Source organism: Niallia sp. FSL M8-0099, assembly GCF_038006945.1.
GTDB lineage: Bacteria > Bacillota > Bacilli > Bacillales > Cytobacillaceae > Niallia > Niallia circulans.
Genome location: NZ_JBBOWF010000001.1, coordinates 2,151,994 through 2,169,543, shown reverse-complemented (window position 1 = coordinate 2,169,543; position 17,550 = coordinate 2,151,994). Strand labels below are relative to the sequence as shown.

14 protein-coding genes are annotated in these 17,550 nt (G+C 34.1%); 4 read left to right on the top strand and 10 right to left on the bottom strand.

The window, feature by feature from the left end; translation table 11 throughout:
* Window positions 1–365: 365 nt before the first annotated feature.
* From cstA to NSQ92_RS10660, 3 genes are all read right to left on the bottom strand, one after another.
* The gene (gene cstA / locus NSQ92_RS10670; RefSeq protein ID WP_341152769.1) at window positions 366–2,162 is read right to left on the bottom strand and encodes a carbon starvation protein CstA; all 1,797 of its coding nucleotides are present in this window, start codon (window positions 2,160–2,162) and stop codon (window positions 366–368) included.
* A gap of 150 nt (window positions 2,163–2,312) precedes the next feature.
* On the bottom strand, window positions 2,313–3,053 hold the full coding sequence (locus NSQ92_RS10665; protein ID WP_047944629.1) for a LytR/AlgR family response regulator transcription factor: 741 nt from the start codon (window positions 3,051–3,053) through the stop codon (window positions 2,313–2,315).
* On the bottom strand, window positions 3,046–4,806 hold the full coding sequence (locus tag NSQ92_RS10660) for a sensor histidine kinase (protein WP_095257278.1): 1,761 nt from the start codon (window positions 4,804–4,806) through the stop codon (window positions 3,046–3,048). Before NSQ92_RS10660 ends, NSQ92_RS10665 begins: the two co-directional genes overlap by 8 nt.
* 158 nt (window positions 4,807–4,964) lie before the next feature.
* Here NSQ92_RS10660 and NSQ92_RS10655 point away from each other — a divergent pair, with 158 nt between their 5' ends.
* Window positions 4,965–5,591 (top strand): ribonuclease H1 domain-containing protein, encoded by a 627-nt coding sequence (locus tag NSQ92_RS10655; protein WP_095320102.1) that lies wholly within the window; start codon window positions 4,965–4,967, stop codon window positions 5,589–5,591.
* Window positions 5,592–5,832: 241 nt separating this feature from the next.
* On the top strand, window positions 5,833–6,780 hold the full coding sequence (locus tag NSQ92_RS10650; RefSeq protein WP_047944631.1) for a nucleoside hydrolase: 948 nt from the start codon (window positions 5,833–5,835) through the stop codon (window positions 6,778–6,780).
* 55 nt (window positions 6,781–6,835) lie between these two features.
* Here the strand turns inward: NSQ92_RS10650 and dacB are convergent, their stop codons facing one another.
* The 4 genes from dacB to NSQ92_RS10630 all read right to left on the bottom strand — a co-directional run bounded on the left by dacB (window position 6,836) and on the right by NSQ92_RS10630 (window position 11,548).
* Window positions 6,836–8,326 (bottom strand): D-alanyl-D-alanine carboxypeptidase/D-alanyl-D-alanine endopeptidase, encoded by a 1,491-nt coding sequence (gene dacB / locus NSQ92_RS10645; RefSeq protein ID WP_341152768.1) that lies wholly within the window; start codon window positions 8,324–8,326, stop codon window positions 6,836–6,838.
* A 93-nt stretch (window positions 8,327–8,419) separates the two neighbouring features.
* Complete coding sequence (locus NSQ92_RS10640) at window positions 8,420–9,229, bottom strand: Fpg/Nei family DNA glycosylase (protein WP_341152767.1); 810 nt, start codon at window positions 9,227–9,229, stop codon at window positions 8,420–8,422.
* A 611-nt stretch (window positions 9,230–9,840) separates the two neighbouring features.
* Window positions 9,841–10,353 carry an SRPBCC domain-containing protein gene (locus NSQ92_RS10635; RefSeq protein WP_251687285.1) on the bottom strand — a complete coding sequence of 171 codons (513 nt, stop codon included), beginning with the start codon at window positions 10,351–10,353 and terminating at the stop codon, window positions 9,841–9,843.
* A 442-nt stretch (window positions 10,354–10,795) separates the two neighbouring features.
* On the bottom strand, window positions 10,796–11,548 hold the full coding sequence (locus tag NSQ92_RS10630; protein WP_095321535.1) for a (S)-benzoin forming benzil reductase: 753 nt from the start codon (window positions 11,546–11,548) through the stop codon (window positions 10,796–10,798).
* A 254-nt stretch (window positions 11,549–11,802) separates the two neighbouring features.
* On the opposite strand from NSQ92_RS10630, the gene NSQ92_RS10625 reads away from it, so the two are divergent.
* Both NSQ92_RS10625 and NSQ92_RS10620 read left to right on the top strand, forming a co-directional pair.
* Window positions 11,803–12,294 carry a hypothetical protein gene (locus NSQ92_RS10625; RefSeq protein ID WP_095257283.1) on the top strand — a complete coding sequence of 164 codons (492 nt, stop codon included), beginning with the start codon at window positions 11,803–11,805 and terminating at the stop codon, window positions 12,292–12,294.
* Between the two features lie 472 nt (window positions 12,295–12,766).
* Window positions 12,767–13,900 carry a serine hydrolase gene (locus NSQ92_RS10620; RefSeq protein ID WP_328589339.1) on the top strand — a complete coding sequence of 378 codons (1,134 nt, stop codon included), beginning with the start codon at window positions 12,767–12,769 and terminating at the stop codon, window positions 13,898–13,900.
* A 363-nt stretch (window positions 13,901–14,263) separates the two neighbouring features.
* On the opposite strand, the gene NSQ92_RS10615 is transcribed toward NSQ92_RS10620, so the two are convergent.
* The 3 genes from NSQ92_RS10615 to NSQ92_RS10605 form a co-directional block, all read right to left on the bottom strand.
* Window positions 14,264–15,286 (bottom strand): STAS domain-containing protein, encoded by a 1,023-nt coding sequence (locus tag NSQ92_RS10615; RefSeq protein ID WP_053215738.1) that lies wholly within the window; start codon window positions 15,284–15,286, stop codon window positions 14,264–14,266.
* A 67-nt stretch (window positions 15,287–15,353) separates the two neighbouring features.
* The gene (locus tag NSQ92_RS10610) at window positions 15,354–15,944 is read right to left on the bottom strand and encodes a branched-chain amino acid aminotransferase (RefSeq protein ID WP_341132544.1); all 591 of its coding nucleotides are present in this window, start codon (window positions 15,942–15,944) and stop codon (window positions 15,354–15,356) included.
* Window positions 15,945–16,094: 150 nt separating this feature from the next.
* Window positions 16,095–17,432 (bottom strand): DEAD/DEAH box helicase, encoded by a 1,338-nt coding sequence (locus NSQ92_RS10605; RefSeq protein WP_251687283.1) that lies wholly within the window; start codon window positions 17,430–17,432, stop codon window positions 16,095–16,097.
* Between the last annotated feature and the right edge of the window lie 118 nt (window positions 17,433–17,550).

Here is a 17,550-nt window from a genome sequence, read left to right as displayed (position 1 = left end):
ATATGTATGGAACAAAAATACTTTTCCCTTAATATCCATAATTCCATAAAGTTAAACTCTTGACAATAAAATTTTAAATATATGTTTACTTAGAATACACTTATTATGATTCGTTTATTATTTTTATTTTTGAAATCTATTTATGGGAGGAAGATAGTGAGGATATATGCAAGTGGAAATGGACATGGGAGTAAAACCAAATCAAAATCTTTTAATATTCACTTCCATTTTTAAATATAAGTCAGATGGAAATTCAATTTTCACACGAATAAAAAACCCAAACAATCATACGAAATAACTCAGCAAGATTCGTAGATTATTTGGGTATAGCTTTGACAGGAAAACTTAGTTTAAACCATTCTATCTTAATTTAGATTCGTTGATTCCACATGAAAGCGGGGCGTATTCCAGGTGTCAAACCATTTTTTTGTTGCAGCTATAATAATGATAACCCCTAATATTAGCATGATAATTGATAGTACGGCATTAAGCACATTATAACCTGACGCTTCTGGGTTTAAATAAACGTTTTTAACCATCCACACCCCAGCATAATTTACTGTTACAAATAAATATGCCATCGGTATGAGGCAGGTCAGCATATATCTACGTTTATCAGCCATTTTTAAAATAACGGTTGCTCCAACAATCAGCCCGATCGTTGCCATGAGCTGATTTGAGACACCAAATAGTGCCCATACCGAGCTAATATCTCCTGAGAATAAGAGATATCCCCACATTAAACATGCTAATGCACTTGCGAAAATAGAACCAGGCAGCCAATCCACTTTTTTTAATGGTTTGTAGAACTCACCAAGAAAATCTTGAATTAAATAGCGTGCAGTTCTCGTCCCTGCATCAATGGCTGTTAATATAAAGACAGCTTCAAACATAATCACAAATTGGAAGAAATAAGATGCTAGATGGGAGAACCAAGAAATTTCTGTGAAAATATATGACATTCCAACAGCTAAGGTAACTGCTCCTCCCGTTCTTCCTTCTAAATCAATGCCGATTTCACGACTTAGTTCTGGTAAGTTTATAACACTCATACCAAGTGTTCGAAATACTTCTGGGCTGGAATTTATTGCGAAATAATCTCCTGGATGAAGAGCAGTTGCAGCAATAAGGGCCATAATCCCTACTAAACATTCGACAAGCATCGCACCAAAACCAACGACTTTAATATCACTCCACTTATCAAGCATCTTTGGTGTTGTGCCAGAGCCGACAAAGGCATGAAATCCGGAAATAGCACCACATGCAATCGTAATGGAAATAAACGGCCATACTGGTCCTGCGATAACTGGTCCCCCTCCATTTACAAATTCCGTAAATGCAGGAAATTCAATAGCGGGGTTAATAATAAATACACCAATAATAAGGGCGATAAATACACCGATTTTCATAAAGCTACTTAAATAATCTCGCGGTGCCAATAACAGCCATACAGGTAGTGCAGCTGCAAAGAATGCATAAATAGGAAGAATAATAGCTAATGTTTTTGTATCAAGTGTTAACCAATTTCCCAGTACGGTATCTTGGATCATTGGTCCCACAAACACACCTATCATTAACAGAATAAATCCAATGGTTGTGCATAGTTTGAGATTACCTGTTTTCTTATAAAATATGCCTACTCCCATCGCAATCGGGATCGTGATCCCTACCGAAAATGTTCCCCATGGATTTCTCTCTAATGCATGTAGAACTACCATCGATAAACCAGCCATGGTAATGGTAATAATAAATAACATAGCAAGTCCTGTACAAAAACCTGCAACAGGGCCGAGTTCTTCCTTTGCTACTTCAGATAATGATTTGCCCTTTTTTCTCATACTCGCAAATAATACCACTGCATCATGGACAGCTCCTCCGATAACAGCCCCAATTAATAGCCAAATCAATCCAGGCAAATACCCGAACTGTGCAGCTAGAATAGGTCCTACAAGAGGACCGGCTGCCGCTATTGCTGCGAAATGATGTCCAAAGGTAACCCATTTATTGGTTGGTACATAGTCCTTTCCGTCATTTAGTTCATGTGCTGGGGTTTTTTCTTTATCGTTAAGCTTTAATACTTTTACTGCCATAAAAGTTCCGTATAAACGATAAGCAATCATTAAAATACAAGCAGATGCTATAACGATTGTAACCGCATTCATTTTTATCTACCTCCTTTAATGATTTTATTATAAAAAATGTAAAGGATAAAAAAACGTTTTCATGGTAAAATGCAAAGAAAATTAGCTGAAATGCAAAAATGACTGGATAAAATACAATATCCAGTCTGTATGATTATAAATGAAATTTACTTAAAATCCGAATAATTGTTTCACCTCTTTTGTATAGTTTCTACTTAAAGGCACTTTCTCGCCATTATTCATGCACAGTAAATACGTAGAGTTAAACCATGGTTCTATTTCACATATTTTTTCTTTATTAACTAAATAAGACCGATGTACTTTCATAATAGGACTATTTACTAACTTTTGCTCTAATTGTGTTAATGTAAAAGTAATGACCAATTCCTCTTCTTCTGTAATAAGTAATGTTTTACCATTTTGCGCACTTATATAGACGATTTTATCTAAATCAATAATCTTTATTTTGTCATTGGCTGTGACAGCTAACTTATTACTTTGAAGGGGCGATTTGTTTACGCTTTTTCCTATTGTTTCTTCTGTAGTTTGACTCCGCTTATTTTGCAGCTTTAAAATAGTTTGATTAATTCGTTCTTCTTCAAACGGTTTTAATATATAATCGACAGCATTTACGTCAAACGCTTGAAGTGCATATTCATCATATGCAGTTGCAAAGACAATTTCCGGACGATTTGCGGTGTGCTTTAACTGTTCCGCTAAATTCATTCCATTATCTTCTCCAAGTTGAATATCTAAGAAAATAACGTCTATTTTTTGATTATCAATTATGTACAGAGCTGTCTCCAAATCATCACACTCGGCCACTATCTCTATTTTGCTGCTTCTTTTCAAGAGATACTTTAATTCATCTCTTGCTAATGGTTCGTCTTCGACAATTAATGCTTTAATCATCTACTTCCCTCCATATACTTGGTTCCTTAGAAGGCAATGTAATCATCACCTTCGTTCCTCTATTCGTTTCACTTTCAATGGTGAATTTCCCTTTCTCCGCATATAACTTTTTCACTCGTTCCTGAATATTCCAAAGCGCCGTACCAGTTCCTGTACTGGAGGAAATATTTTTTTGGCCAATCATGTATAGAGTATCTTCACTCATTCCTTTCCCATCATCTTCTGTAATTAACACCATCCTATCTTTTTCTTTATATGCACATATTGTAATAGTCCCAACTGTACCTTTGGAAAAGCCATGACGAATGGAGTTTTCTACTAGGGGCTGTAATGTAAACGGCGGAATAAGGACCTTTTTTAGTTCGGGCTCTACAGACTCTTTTAAAATAAACTTATTAGGAAATCTCGCTTCTTCTAATGCTAAAAAGGCATGGACATGCTCTAATTCTTGACTTAAAGGAATCAGCATATTTTTAGATCCTTGTATGTTGCTGCGGAAATAAGTACATAATCGTTGGATCATCTGCCGCGCTTTTTCTCCATCTGTGCGAATTAGCGCAGAAATAGTGTTCATGCTGTTAAACAGAAAATGAGGATGAACTTGTGCTTGTAATGCTTTAATTTCAGCATCCTTCCATAACTTTTGTTGTAATTCTGCTTCTGCTAATTCAAGCTGTAAGGAAAATAACTTGCTTAACCCTTCTGCCAAAGTATATTCTACTAATTGAATGTTTTTGGGATTGGCAAAATATAATTTAAGGGTACCGACAGTTTTATTGTTTGCTTTCAATGGTAACAAAATGGCAGCGTGCAGCGGGCATGTTTGATTGCTGCATTGAATCTCGTCTTTCTTTTTCGCAATAAGAATATTCCCTTCCCTTAACACTTTTTCTGTTAATTTGGTAGAAGTTTTCTCTAATGGAATATGATGATCCCCGCCTAGCCCCTCATGTGCCAAAACAATGGATCTATTAGTTATGGATACTGCATCAGCGTTGGTAGCTTTTAACATAATTTTAGCAACCTGCTTGCTAGATTCAGGATTCAGTCCTTGACGTAAATAAGCAAGCGTAGATTGAGCAATATTTAAAGCAATATTGGTTTGTGCTGCTTTCGTTTTTTCTTCTTCTAACAGAATGTTTTGAATGATGTAGATAAAAATCAGCATTCCAAACCCATTAATGACAATCATTGGAAAAGCAATAATTTTGACGAGTTCGAATGCAAGCTCAAAAGGTGTTGCAATCAAAAGGATAAATACCATTTGAATAATTTCCATGGCGATGCCGATAATCACTGCTTTGCTTGCAGAATCCTGTTTAATGGAGTATTTCCTTCCAAGCAGCCCAGTCAATAATCCAGCAGCAATGGTAGATAATCCACAAGCAATTGCAGTGAATCCTCCTAATGTTAAGCGATGAAGGCCAGCTATTAATCCTACTCCAAGGCCAACTAATGGGCCGCCAATCATTCCGCCAATGGCTACCCCCATAATTCTTGTGTTAGCAATAGCGCTTGAAACATCTAATTCATGCTGCCATGTATGGGTGCTAATACTTCCTTTTAATATTTCGACTCCAGTATAATTACTAATTATTCCGAAGACGCCAAAGATAAGTATTAACGAGAGTTTATCGTGCCATTGTGATTCATGATGAATAATCGATCGGAAAATCTTTATTCTTGATAATAAGAAGGCAAAAATAACTAAAATACCGACTCGTTCAATCATTAGTGGAAGTAATTGGAGCAATTTATTTCCCCCTTCCTATTTTACTCAACATCATTATAGTAAATTCCTAGATTTATAGAAAGCCTTTTCAAGTATGTTGTTACGCTCTCTCTACATTTTCGTTTTGATCCCTTCCTGTGATATGATTATTTAATAGCAGTGAAAGGTTGGATGAAATTATGGCAGCAAAAAAATATTATGTTGTATGGAATGGTAGAAAAACAGGTATTTTCTCGACTTGGGCGGAATGTGAAAAGCAAATAAAAGGTTTTAAAGGTGCTTCTTTTAAATCTTTTCCAACTTTGGAGGAAGCAGAAAAAGCCTTTAAACAAGGTGGGAATATATCAAAATCAGCATCCAAAAGTACTTCCACTCAAAAACAATCTAATCAAACATTGGCGCCGATTGAGGAAAATAGCATTTCTGTTGATGCAGCTTGTAGTGGTAATCCTGGAATGATGGAATATCGAGGCGTTGATACGAAAACTGGAGAAGTAATTTTCCATTATGGTCCAGTATTCGGTACGAATAATATTGGCGAATTTTTAGGAATTGTACATGCATTAAGTCTTTTGCAAAAACAAGGCAAAAACACCACCATATACAGTGATAGTATGACGGCGTTAGCTTGGGTACGTAATAAAAAGGCAAATACAACATTAGTAAGAGATAAGCGTACAGAAGAATTGTGGCAATTAATTGAACGTGCCGAAAAATGGCTGAAGGAAAATAACTATTCAAATAAAATTCTAAAATGGGATACGAATAAGTATGGTGAAATCAAAGCAGACTTCGGTCGTAAGTAAGGCTGTTGTTAATAGATATAATAGATGATGGGAAGAACTTGGTGGTTTTCCAAGTTCTTTTTCTATTCTTCGTTAAATTAAAGTTTAAATAATATTATTTATGGTGAGATATTCTATTTAATTTACTAATTATTCACATTGGTCTGATAGTATTATAGAATAGATAGAGAAAGTAGCTAGTTTATAAAGTTACTTCCCGTTTGACGGGGATAAATGTTAATTTACATAGGAGTGAATTTTTTTGACAAAGAAGGTATATTTTAATCATGATGCCGGAATTGATGATCTAGTTTCTCTGTTTCTTCTATTACAAATGGATGAAGTAGACTTAATTGGTGTATCAGTTATTCCAGCAGATGGCTATTTAGAACCAGGTATCAGTGCAAGTAGAAAGATTATAGATCGATTCGGTCACGGACCAGTAGAAGTTGCCAGGTCTAATTCTCGCGGAGTTAATCCATTTCCGAAAGAATGGAGAATGCACACGTTTTATGTAGATGCCTTGCCGATTTTAAATGAAAGCGGTGAAGTAATTACCCCTGAAAGTGAACTTCCAGCACATGAACATTTAATTAAAACAGTAAGGGAAAATCCAGATAAAACAACACTCTTATTTACTGGACCGCTGACAGATTTAGCAAGAGCAATTGAAATTGCTCCAGATATTCAAGAAAAAATTGAAAAATTAGTCTGGATGGGCGGAACATTCTTAGAGGTTGGTAATGTACAGGAACCTGAACATGACGGGACTGCTGAATGGAATGCTTTTTGGGATCCTTGGGCAGTAGCAGCTGTTTGGGCTAGTGATTTACAGATCGAAATGGTGGCGTTAGAAAGTACAAATCAAGTTCCACTAACCATTTCTGTCCGCAATCATTGGGCTTCATTAAGAAAATTTACTGGAGTTGATTTTGTTGGTCAATGCTATGCTGCATGTCCCCCTCTTGTTCATGTAGAAACGAACTCTACCTATTATCTTTGGGATGTACTAACAACAGCAACAATTGGAAAAAAAGAGCTAGTTAAAATGAAAGAAGTTAAATCAATTGCTATAACAGAAGCGCCGTCCCAAGGGAGAACTTTAATAAGTGACACTGGCCGTCCTGTTTCTGTTGTATATGATGTAAAGAGAGATGACTTTTTCGCGTACATTACAGACTTAGCAAAATTGGCGAAAAATAATTTATAAAAAAATATCAGTTCCTATTTTTTTAAATAGGAACTGATATTTCAAAGCAGTCTTCTCAAAATTCAACCAACGTTTCCATTATCTTATCCTCGATCTCTTTTCCCTTATCTTCATCCGTTAGATGGTTTAATAAAATGGAAAAAATATATTTATTACCTGATTTGCTTTCCATGTAGCCAGATAATGAACTTACAGAGGTAAGAGTCCCCGTTTTAGCGAGTATTTTTCCTTTAGTATTCTCAGAATTCAATCGATGGCGCAGTGTTCCGCCAATCATTTTTTCTTCGTGACCTGATACAGGTAATGATTGACAAAATGTGGAGAACCATGGTTGTGCTTGTACTTCATATAAAAACAAACTTAAGTCGGTTGCTGAAATAAAATCTATTGGTGATATACCTGATCCATCACGGATAAGCATCTTAGTTGGATCAAGATGAAAAGCCGCTAATTCTTCTTCTAGAGCCTCGATCCCTTTTGCAAAGCTTCCTTCCCCTTTTTTGACTACTCCCAATTCCTTGATTAATGTCTCAGCAATTGTATTATTACTTAATTTCATTAAAGGAAGTAGTAATTCACGGAGAGGAATAGAAGAATGAGTAGAAAGGATAGAAGCGATTTGTGGTGTTCTTCCTTTTTTGACCACCCCTTTCCATTGTATTCCTTCTTTCTTTAATGCCTGTTGAAACACATCTAATGTATAGCTTGTAGGATCATCAACAGATACCCACTCTTTTTTTAAGGGAGTGTCAATTGGCAGGTTTCCTGTTATTGTTACTACTTTACTGTTATGTTCTCTGTTAACTTTTAAACTTGCAGCAGATTCTTTATCTGCTGTAATAGCATTATTGACAATTTTAATTTCGCTTGTTCTTGGCAAAGTATTGATTATTACTGGTTCATTTTTTTTCTTACCAGGTTTTATTTCAAGCAATACAGTCCCTGCGTCATATTCTTTATCTGGTGATAGTGTTAAAGCGGAAATTTGGGCCCCATAATAGGCAGCTTCATCACTCCATGCCAAATCACTTGAAAAAGGGATGTTGTCATACCAGGAGTCATCGCCTATTATGTCTCCATCTATATAACTAATCCCTTTTCTTTTAATTTCTTTAGAGAGTTTTTCTAAATCAGAAGCTAAAAGGCTTGTATCCCCATTCCCTTTTATGTATAAGTTTCCTTTTAAATGACCATCTTCTACTCTTCCATCTCCATAAATTTCCGTAATAAATTGATAGTCTTCTCCTAAAATGTTCAATGCTGCTGCTGAAGTTAGTAACTTCATATTAGAAGCAGGCGTTAGTCGCAAATCAGCCATATGTTCAAAAATAATTTTTCCTGTTTCTTGTTCGCGAATACTGATTCCTGCTAAACTTCCTTTTAGTTCTGGTTCTATATTTAACAGTGATTCAAGTGCCGTGGATAATGTTGCTTTTTTATGGTCTTCTGCTGCGAATACTTGCGGTGAAAATGTGTTAGGTGTGCTTCCAGACAAGAATATAGAGAATAACATTACTACTACTATTCCCTTTTTCCATAAAGTCATCTTCTCACTCCTTATATTTCTCCTTGATAAAAGTGCATTGAGTTGCTAAATGTATATTATCTCCAGGAATTGCAGAATTATCCGCATAATTAATTAAAACTGACAACCTGGACAATAAAAACACTTTTTAGAAGATACCTTTATAAATACTATTTTGTGCTGACACCTTGGACATATTTCACCTTCTCTATCATATACTTTGCAAAGCTCATCATATCCTCCGGTTTTTTTATCTCCTGCATAAAGGGGATGCTCCATATAGCCACCCATATTAGTAGCCGCTCTTAATATTTGCAGTATAGAATTATAGAGCTTTTTTTGCTCCATTTCTTTTAAATCCTCTAATTTTCGAGTTGGTAAGATTTGCGCATCAAAACAGATTTCATCGGAGTAACAATTGCCAATACCTGAGATAAAATGTTGATCGACTAATTTAAGCTTTATTGTCCCCTTCCTAGAGTTAATCATGTTTTGAAAGCTGTTTTCAGTAAAAAGAGGTTCAAAAGGATCTGGACCTAAGTCGTTCAGCCTTTCTTTACATTCTTCAAGAGTTAGTAAATGTAGATAACCTAATCGGAGTCCAATAAAATATAAGTGTTTTTCTCCAAATGTTAGTTGGATTTGAATGGTTCTATTTGGTTTTTCTTTTTCGGTTCCAAAAAACATCCATCCACCTAACATTAAATGCAATAGCAGAACCTTTTGATTGGATAAGTAAAAGAGTAGATGTTTCGCACACCTTTCCACGCGAAGAATAGTAGTATTCACTAATTGATTCTCAAAGGATTGTTTCGTAATATTAATGGACTTTTCTCGGTTAACGGTTATCGAGGTAATGGGATGAGTGGTAATCAGTTTATTCAATAAGATTTTATAGTTCTCCATTTCTGGCAATTCCGGCATTTGTTCATTCTCTCCTTTTTATTTCCTCCCTTATTTTTGCCAAGATCATAAAAACTATTTATGTCACTTTGTGATTAATATGTAAAGTTTGTAAATCCTTTTACAGTGGAGAAATTTTCCTTATATTCATGTGAATATAGTTCACTGGTAAAATTAGTCTTTAAAAAATTTTGCTAACTTATTAACTATTGTTACTAATAATTATCTTAGCCACTATAAGCATCATAAAGATATATTTTTCTTCTTGTGCCCACTTACATAAAGAGTTAATTAAACAAACCCAATAGCTTAATTAATTGTTTTCAATTTACTAGCTAGTTTACCTAGATAATTTAAGAGTCTATCGTAATCTCTTCATGGAGAAAATCTCCTAAATAATTGGTTAACAGAATGGATTACTTTATATGTTTTTAATGTCTGCAATAATTATCCTTGAATTTGTGAACGGTTTTATATTTAGGGTATGCCTCCGATAAAATTATCTATCACTATATAAAATATAATAATTTTTAGGTTTTTCTATGAAAGAAATGCACCCACTAGCTTAACAAGCAATAAAACATCTTCTCTGGTAAATAAAAGCAATCCATCTATGATGGACTGCTTACTTACTATTTTTTTATCAAGTCAAGATGCTCTTCTAAACGATCCCATGTTTCCTTAATTCCGTACTCCATTCCCATATCCAAGACAGATTTTAGTTCTTCAAGGGAAGCGTATTCTGCACGATTGGTGAGCTTTGTTTTCCCTTTCATTTCTTCAAATAATAAAGTGCTTCGAGTTGCAGGCATCCCCTCAACTTCATTGCCTTCTGCATCTGAAAAATAATCAATATAAACTATCTTTTTATCCTGAAGAATTTCTTGATATACTCCCTTTCCCCATGATTCGAAGCCAAAAAAGTCACCTTGATTCTCGTCGATACACTTCATACAATAATGCCAAACTCCATTTACTCGAAACTCAATATTACATACTGCTAAAATCCAACCACGAGGTCCCCACCACTTCTTGAGATGTTCCTCTTCTGAAAAAGCTTTAAATACAAGAGTTGCAGGTGCATTAAATTCATGTTCTAATACAAGTACATTTCCTTCTACCCTCGAGTTCATTTGAGCTGACATAAAAATCCTCCTGAAATTTTTAAGATTTTGATAGCCTCGTTGTGTTTCTCTAGCTAGTCAAGGTGCTTTCCACACTTAAATATAGATTCTAGAAAACATGTCAGTTTCCTTCTTCCTATAAACTGTCCGATAGTTACATAAAGTTTTTTTAATAAACTGGGTTTCACCTTTTAGCTATCTTTCTTAATTATGGTTTAATAAAGAAAACGTCTACTCCCTTAGTATTAAGGTTTTAGACGCTTAATATTGAAATTATTGACTCTAGGAATCATTAAATGATAAGACCTCCCTCCATTTTATAATTATGTAGAAAGGCTATTATCTTCTGTTATATATTTAATAGTATTTTTTCTAAATAAATCAACTAATACCCCCGCTTTTTCCTTCCTGCTCCTAATAATATATTTAGTTGCACATTATGCTTTACTTATGTAAATTTCATTTATGATAATACTTCTACTATCGTTTCTTTACCGAAATCACTATCCAGTAATAGTTGAATTAGTTTTTCAGCAGTCTCTAGAGGTGTTTGTAACTTTTCTTCCTTATATAATTGATTAAACAGTTCCACATATGGGAACTTCTCCTTTCTTGTTGACCGTATTTCAGTCTGTAATCTTGTATCAATTACACCTGGATAAACTGATGCAACTTTTACTGGAAATAATTCTTCTTTTTGTTCTAAATAAATACTTTTTGTAAACGAATCTAGCCCAGCTTTTGCTGTACTATAAGGACTTTGGGAAGGAAGCAAATATTTTGCAGAACCAGAAGAAATGTTTAAAACTCTTTTGTCTATTTTCCAACTTTTTGTAAACTTAATAAAATTAGATGTTAACAATATGGGAGCAATTAAGTTTACATTAATATTTTTTATAACATCTTCACTAATGGTTTCTTCAATCGGTCCAATCGGGGAAAGAATACCTGCATTATTGATTAAATAAATAGAGTCAATATTATCTGCATTAATACTACTAAATATCCTTTGAAAAAGAGAATCAATATCCGATAGATTATTAAGATCAAAAGTAAAGTTAATTACATTAACTAGTTTTAATCCTGAGTGGTAATTTAAATTTTCACTCATTCCTCTTGAAATACATATAACCTGATTATTCTCGTCATTTAACAATAACTTTGTCAATGATTCTCCAATACCTCTAGAAGTTCCCGTTATAATAAAATACCTCATTTAGTTGCCTCTCTTTCTAATATTTAATTACCTACATTTACATTTCTTCTACTAAATAACTGTTTCTTTACAAACTTCCTTGTAAACAATATCAAAGCCCATCATTATTCTCCTCGCTATATTTTCAATGACTAATGCTAGGATTTAACCATAACTATCAACACTAGAAAGTTTAATTACTCCTTCATCCCTCCCACTAATTAATTTATTTTTTTGTGAATGTGTAATATGATTTATATCAAGGAGGTTTTCTTGTGCAGCTAAAGTTAGTCAACATTTACTTCGATAAAAATGAGTCATATATTAAAGGGTTTGTTTTTAATGTACCAAACGAAAGAAATCTTGGTTTTAACAAAGTATATTTAGCGCAAAGTAGATTGTATTCCCATATCATCCGTAAGCACCCTGAGATTACAGAAGAAAAAATTACGAAGTTAATTGAAGATCCAGATTATATTTTATCGATTAAAGAAAAAGATAGAAGTAAGAAATACTACCATTTTAGAAGAAAATTTGATGATGTTGAATATACTGCAGTTGTTCTAAAAGGTTATCTGGGTCAAATTTCTAAGACGAAAGCTTATTTACTCTCAGCATACATACTCAAACAAGAAAAAAAAGATGCTTTACTAATGAATGATTATACGGTTGCCTACGATAAAGAGAATCTATTTAAATACCAGTTTGGGAAAGATAGGCATTTTGATGACCCAAATATGTTTAATTTTGACTTTGCAAAAGACTGATGCTAACATACTTCTATTTTTTAGGTATTATTATAAAAATTGTAGCTTTACTCAAGTTGAGTTGCAAGGACAAAAGTAAAATAAACACTTTTTTTATCTGTATTCAATTCTAACGTTATCGATTGATACATAAAAAGAGCCTTACAAATATTTCTAAGTGTTTCCCTTAAAAGACAGTGCTAAATCAGCACTGTCTTTATATTTCGACTTTAACAATGGCCGCTCACTTTTTATTGATGAAAGGCTATTTTCTAAGTGCATTATATCTAGGAAGTGAATCAGCTAAGGAAACTGCTAACACTTAAAAGCAAATAATTATCCACAACTTATCGGGACCAATTGTTTTATACCACCGAGAGATAATTGGAGACTATGAAGAAGAGAGAGGAATATTATCTTTAGAATTGAAACTTATCTAACCCATTAATCGTAGATATATTACTAATAGAAAAGGAAGAGGATTGCCTTGAAAATGACACTCTGGATTATAGTAGGAATTATTATTTTGTTAAGTTTCATGATAGGAATTGGAATTTATATGTTTAAGAAAGAAATCACCAAGAAGGAACCTGAATATATTTTTCAATTTATTAAAGAGAATGCAAAAAGTGAAAGAGTTTCACTTTCAATCAATTATAATAAACAAAAGTGGGTAGAAGTTAATCAAAATAAACAGTTACCTTTAGCAAGCACTGTTAAAATTATTATCGCCATGGAATATGCACGACAAGCAGCACAGGGGAAAATTGATCCGCTACAAGAAGTAAGTTTAGAGGAACTAAACACCTTTTATATTCCTAAAACCGATGGAGGAGCACATGATGCTTGGATTGCTAACCTAAACGATGGTAAAGAGACAAATAAAGTTCATTTAAGTGAAGTAGCTAAGGGAATGATTGCTTATAGCTCAAATGCAAATACCGAATACTTAATTAATGTGCTAGGGCTTCAAAACATCAATACTTTCCTAGAAAACTTAGGTATTTCAAATCATGAACCTTTGTATCCGATAGTAAGTGCATTGTTTATCCCTACCCAGCTAATGAATGAGCAAAAATTATCTAAACAAGAAATGCTAGAAGCAATGAAAAATATGGATATTTCTGAATATCGTAAAAGAGCGATGGATATACACAATAAATGGCTAAACCACCCACCAACTGCTGAAGAAAAAAAACAAATAGTGAAGAATTTAGACATGGATGTTCAAAGAATATGGTCCAATCGTTTACCACGATCAACTTCAGAGGATTATGTATATATTATGGAAAAACTAAATAACAAAACATATTTTGATGAAGATACATATAAATATCTTGATCCAGTAATGGAACAGTTAATGGAAAATCCAAACAATCGAGAATGGCTTGTTCATGCCGGGCAAAAGGGCGGATCTACAGCGTTTATTATTACAACGGCAATGTATGCTACAGATAAAGACGGTAACCAGACAGAATTGGCCTTTTTTGCCAATGATTTGACTTCATTAGAACAAACAAAACTATCTCGAAATTTGAATGGCTTTAAACTGAAATTTTTAAAAGACGCTGAATTTCGCACACTAATACAAAAAGAATTATCTATACTAGAAAGTCGAATTCCTTAATGTTGATAGGAATTCGACTTTCTAGATGGTAACTTACTGCGTATGATATCCTCATTTAGTTGCAGACCCTATTATGTTCCATTCCCCCTGCCGTTATCCAGATAGGCGCGTTTTGTTGTTTTCTTTAACATATTCTTCAAGAATTTTAGAATCTTCCAAAGTTAAATTTCTCTCAGATCCAATTTGTTTAAGAGAATCCTTAACCTGAATATATATTTCTAAAAACATTTTGATAATAATACATAAGATGCATCGATGTTATTGCAGGCACTCTCTTTATCGGATAAAACAAAAACCCATCGCTTAGCAGAAAGGTTAATTCTCCTATGCTATGGGGATGGATAACTCTTATACTTCGTTGACTCAGGGTTGTTTCTCAATCCGATAGCCAAGTGCTTCAATTGCATACTCAATGCCTTGTTCTAATGTTGCAAAGGTATGGATATCTTTTAAATCAACACCTGATTGGATAATTTGCACACTTAAATCTGGATTAATTCCTACGAGGACGCATTCCCCGCCAATTAATTCAATTGCCTTAACCAATTCTTGCAGTCGGAAAATAATAAACTGATCGAATTCGCTTATTCCCGTTAAATCAAGAAGTAAATAACTTGCTCGACGTTCGGAAAATTCCTGCAAACCTTTTTGCAGTAAATCTTCAAAACGCTCTTCATTAAATTTCCCAATTAGGGGAATGGCTAGGATGCCCTTCATAACAGGCATGACTGGTGTAGATAAATGTCTGATCAAAGTGGATAGCTCTTTCGTCCGATTCTCAACCATTGTTTCTAATTCTGTAATGTATTTTGTTTCTTTCCCTCTTGCTAGTTCATGGACACTTTGATGGGGAGTATGGTCAGAAACGAATATGTTTAATTCATCATATTCATCTCCCCTCGTTTGACTTTTAGTTAACTCATACCACATCTTCTCTTTAAATAGTCCGCTAAAAACACCTGCCCAATGACTCGGTAATAAAACAGCAGATTGGTTTGGATTTAAAGATTGGAAGATTCGGTGCTCCCATGAATTTTTCAAACGTACCGTTACCGTTTGCTTGTCTTTGTTAAACGCTGTTATCGTTACATTTCCCCAGCCCGCACTGGAATATATTTCACTATATTTCTTGATAATTTCTTCAATGGAAAAGCGATTTTGATAATAATCATTTACTAATAGCCCCATCCGGAAACCAGTTGTCTCAAAAACTGCGTTAGATGCATCAGGACCAGAAATTTCCATGATAGTACTTAAAAATATTTCAAATGCATTATCCCAAAATAAAAGAGCCGGTGCGCCATCAAAATGGAAAACACCGTTTTCGCTATTCCATGAAAATTCACTGGATTCGATCTGAATTTTTTGATTTGATTCTTTTGTCAAACCTCTCCCTCGCTTTCATACATTCGTAAATGTTTCTAATTCTATCTGGTATTAAAACAAAAAAGTACTATGCGGATAATTTTTCGTTTAAAGAAAATAAAAATAAATAAGCTAATTTTAACGCATCGCCGATTTGCATTTCTTTATGGAAGCCATTGATTTTTTCTAACGGGAAATTGACATCCCAAACTCCATCGTTACCATTGAACATTAAATGGAAAGACATATCATCTCCTATTAGTTGATTCTCCATAAATGCTCGAATTTCTTTTTCTGTTTTTTTAGGACTCTTTAATCCACATAAAACTTCATAGGTACCAAAAACAGAATCGACTTCTAAGGACATTGAATCGACAGAGACAATGTCAAATGCTTTTGTCTCTACATAGAGATAAATGTCTATATTTCTCTCTAAATAGTCTATAGTATCCTCAAGAATCCTCTCTTGAGCGTTTTCCTGCACAACTTCGTCTGTTTCTTTATTGGCAAGCTCCATATATAAATCAGAAAAGCGCTCAGCCGTCTGTTCCATCACCATATGATCGTCCGCAAGGCCTACTTTTCTAACATAATTCATTTCCTCTTCGAAAAGAACTACTTTTCCTTCGTTTTGTGATTTGCACTCTTCTATATACTTATTCATTTCGTTTTTTAACAATGGAATGAACTCCTTTCTCTATTCAATTGTTTCTTTTTTATATTTTTGTCTGGTGGAAAAACCACCTTTGGAAGGAAGAATTAGGGTAATACGTTTAAAATTCTCCCTTTAGATCCTTAAAAGAACCTTCAAGTAAATCGCTTGCCTTCTTTATCTATTTCCATTTCGCTTTTTAGGTTTCGCCCATTTTTTTGTTGGAGATTGGGTTGAATTTCCCCTATGTTTATTATTTGTTGAAAGTGGCTTACGCTTATTGTCACTCCCCTTTTTTTCTGATGGAGACGAACGAAAATCTTCGCCCTTATTTTTTGTATGGCTTTGTTTTTTGTAAGGTTTTTTAGCTGGTTGTGATTCTTCCCTTTTTTTAGTTGAATCTTTCTTTTTGGGTTGCTGTATTTTTTCAATTTTTATATCTAATTGATTCTCTATTGAATCTAACAATGGTCTATCATCAGATGAATAAAAGGTAACCGCATATCCTTCTGTACCAGCTCTTCCTGTTCTGCCGATTCGGTGGACATAAGACTCCGCATCTTGAGGAATATCATAATTATATACATGTGTAATTCCATCAATATCTAAGCCTCTTGCTGCTACATCTGTCGCAATTAACAATTGGAATTTTCCATCGCGAAATGCTTTCATTACTTGCTCTCTTTTTGTCTGCGATAAATCTCCGTGTAATTGGCCACAGCTAAATTTATTTGCAAGTAATACTTCGTATAATTTAGTTACACGACGTTTCGTACGGCAGAAAATGACTGCCATATACGGATTCGCTTCCTTCACTAAGGTCATTAATGTACCTTGCTTGGCACGATCAGTTGTATGTATACTAACTTGCTTAACGGTTTTTGCAGGTCCTTGTTTTGCTTCAACAGTAAAATAGTCGGCATTTTTCGTATATTTCTTCGCAAGCTTTTCGACTTCCTTTGAAATAGTCGCAGAAAATAGCATTGTTTGTCTTGATTCAGGAATACGTCGTATAATATAGCTAATCTCCTCTAAAAAGCCAATATGAAGCATTTGATCTGCTTCATCTAATACAAAATAGGAGATTTTGCTTAAGTCGATTGTTCCTCGTTTTATATGGTCAATTAATCTACCTGGTGTCGCTACGACTATGGAAACGTCTTTTTGTAAGACTTTCAATTGTTTTTCGACATCTTGTCCCCCATATACAGCAAGAACATTTATTGCTTCTTGTTTCATTTTCATGATTTCATTTGTTATTTGAATAGCAAGTTCTCTAGTTGGTGTTAAGATTAGAGTTTGAATATGATTTGCATCGATACTCATTTTTTCTAAAATCGGCAATATAAAAGCAAAAGTCTTTCCTGTACCTGTTTGTGCTTGTGCGATTACATCACTACCTTTAAGGAGCGGTGTAATAACCTTTGCTTGAATAGGGGTTGGCTGTTTTATTCCTTGTTTATGGAGTTTTTCTATGATTGTTGAAGACAATCCAATGTCTGTAAATGATTGCATGGATTTTACCTACTTTCCGTTCAAATATACGAATTCCATTTTCTTATTTTGGCTTTTTCTATCAAAATTATCAAGTGAAATCATCTTCTGCATAATGAAAAAGACTACAAGTAGAGAG

Coding starts and splice junctions, on each gene's coding strand:
- cstA (WP_341152769.1), bottom strand. CDS start 2,162: ATGAATGCGGTTACAATCGTTATAGCATCTGCTTGTATTTTAATGATT.
- NSQ92_RS10665 (WP_047944629.1), bottom strand. CDS start 3,053: ATGATTAAAGCATTAATTGTCGAAGACGAACCATTAGCAAGAGATGAA.
- NSQ92_RS10655 (WP_095320102.1), top strand. CDS start 4,965: ATGGCAGCAAAAAAATATTATGTTGTATGGAATGGTAGAAAAACAGGT.
- dacB (WP_341152768.1), bottom strand. CDS start 8,326: ATGACTTTATGGAAAAAGGGAATAGTAGTAGTAATGTTATTCTCTATA.
- NSQ92_RS10640 (WP_341152767.1), bottom strand. CDS start 9,229: ATGCCGGAATTGCCAGAAATGGAGAACTATAAAATCTTATTGAATAAA.
- NSQ92_RS10635 (WP_251687285.1), bottom strand. CDS start 10,353: ATGTCAGCTCAAATGAACTCGAGGGTAGAAGGAAATGTACTTGTATTA.
- NSQ92_RS10630 (WP_095321535.1), bottom strand. CDS start 11,548: ATGAGGTATTTTATTATAACGGGAACTTCTAGAGGTATTGGAGAATCA.
- NSQ92_RS10620 (WP_328589339.1), top strand. CDS start 12,767: ATGACACTCTGGATTATAGTAGGAATTATTATTTTGTTAAGTTTCATG.
- NSQ92_RS10605 (WP_251687283.1), bottom strand. CDS start 17,432: ATGCAATCATTTACAGACATTGGATTGTCTTCAACAATCATAGAAAAA.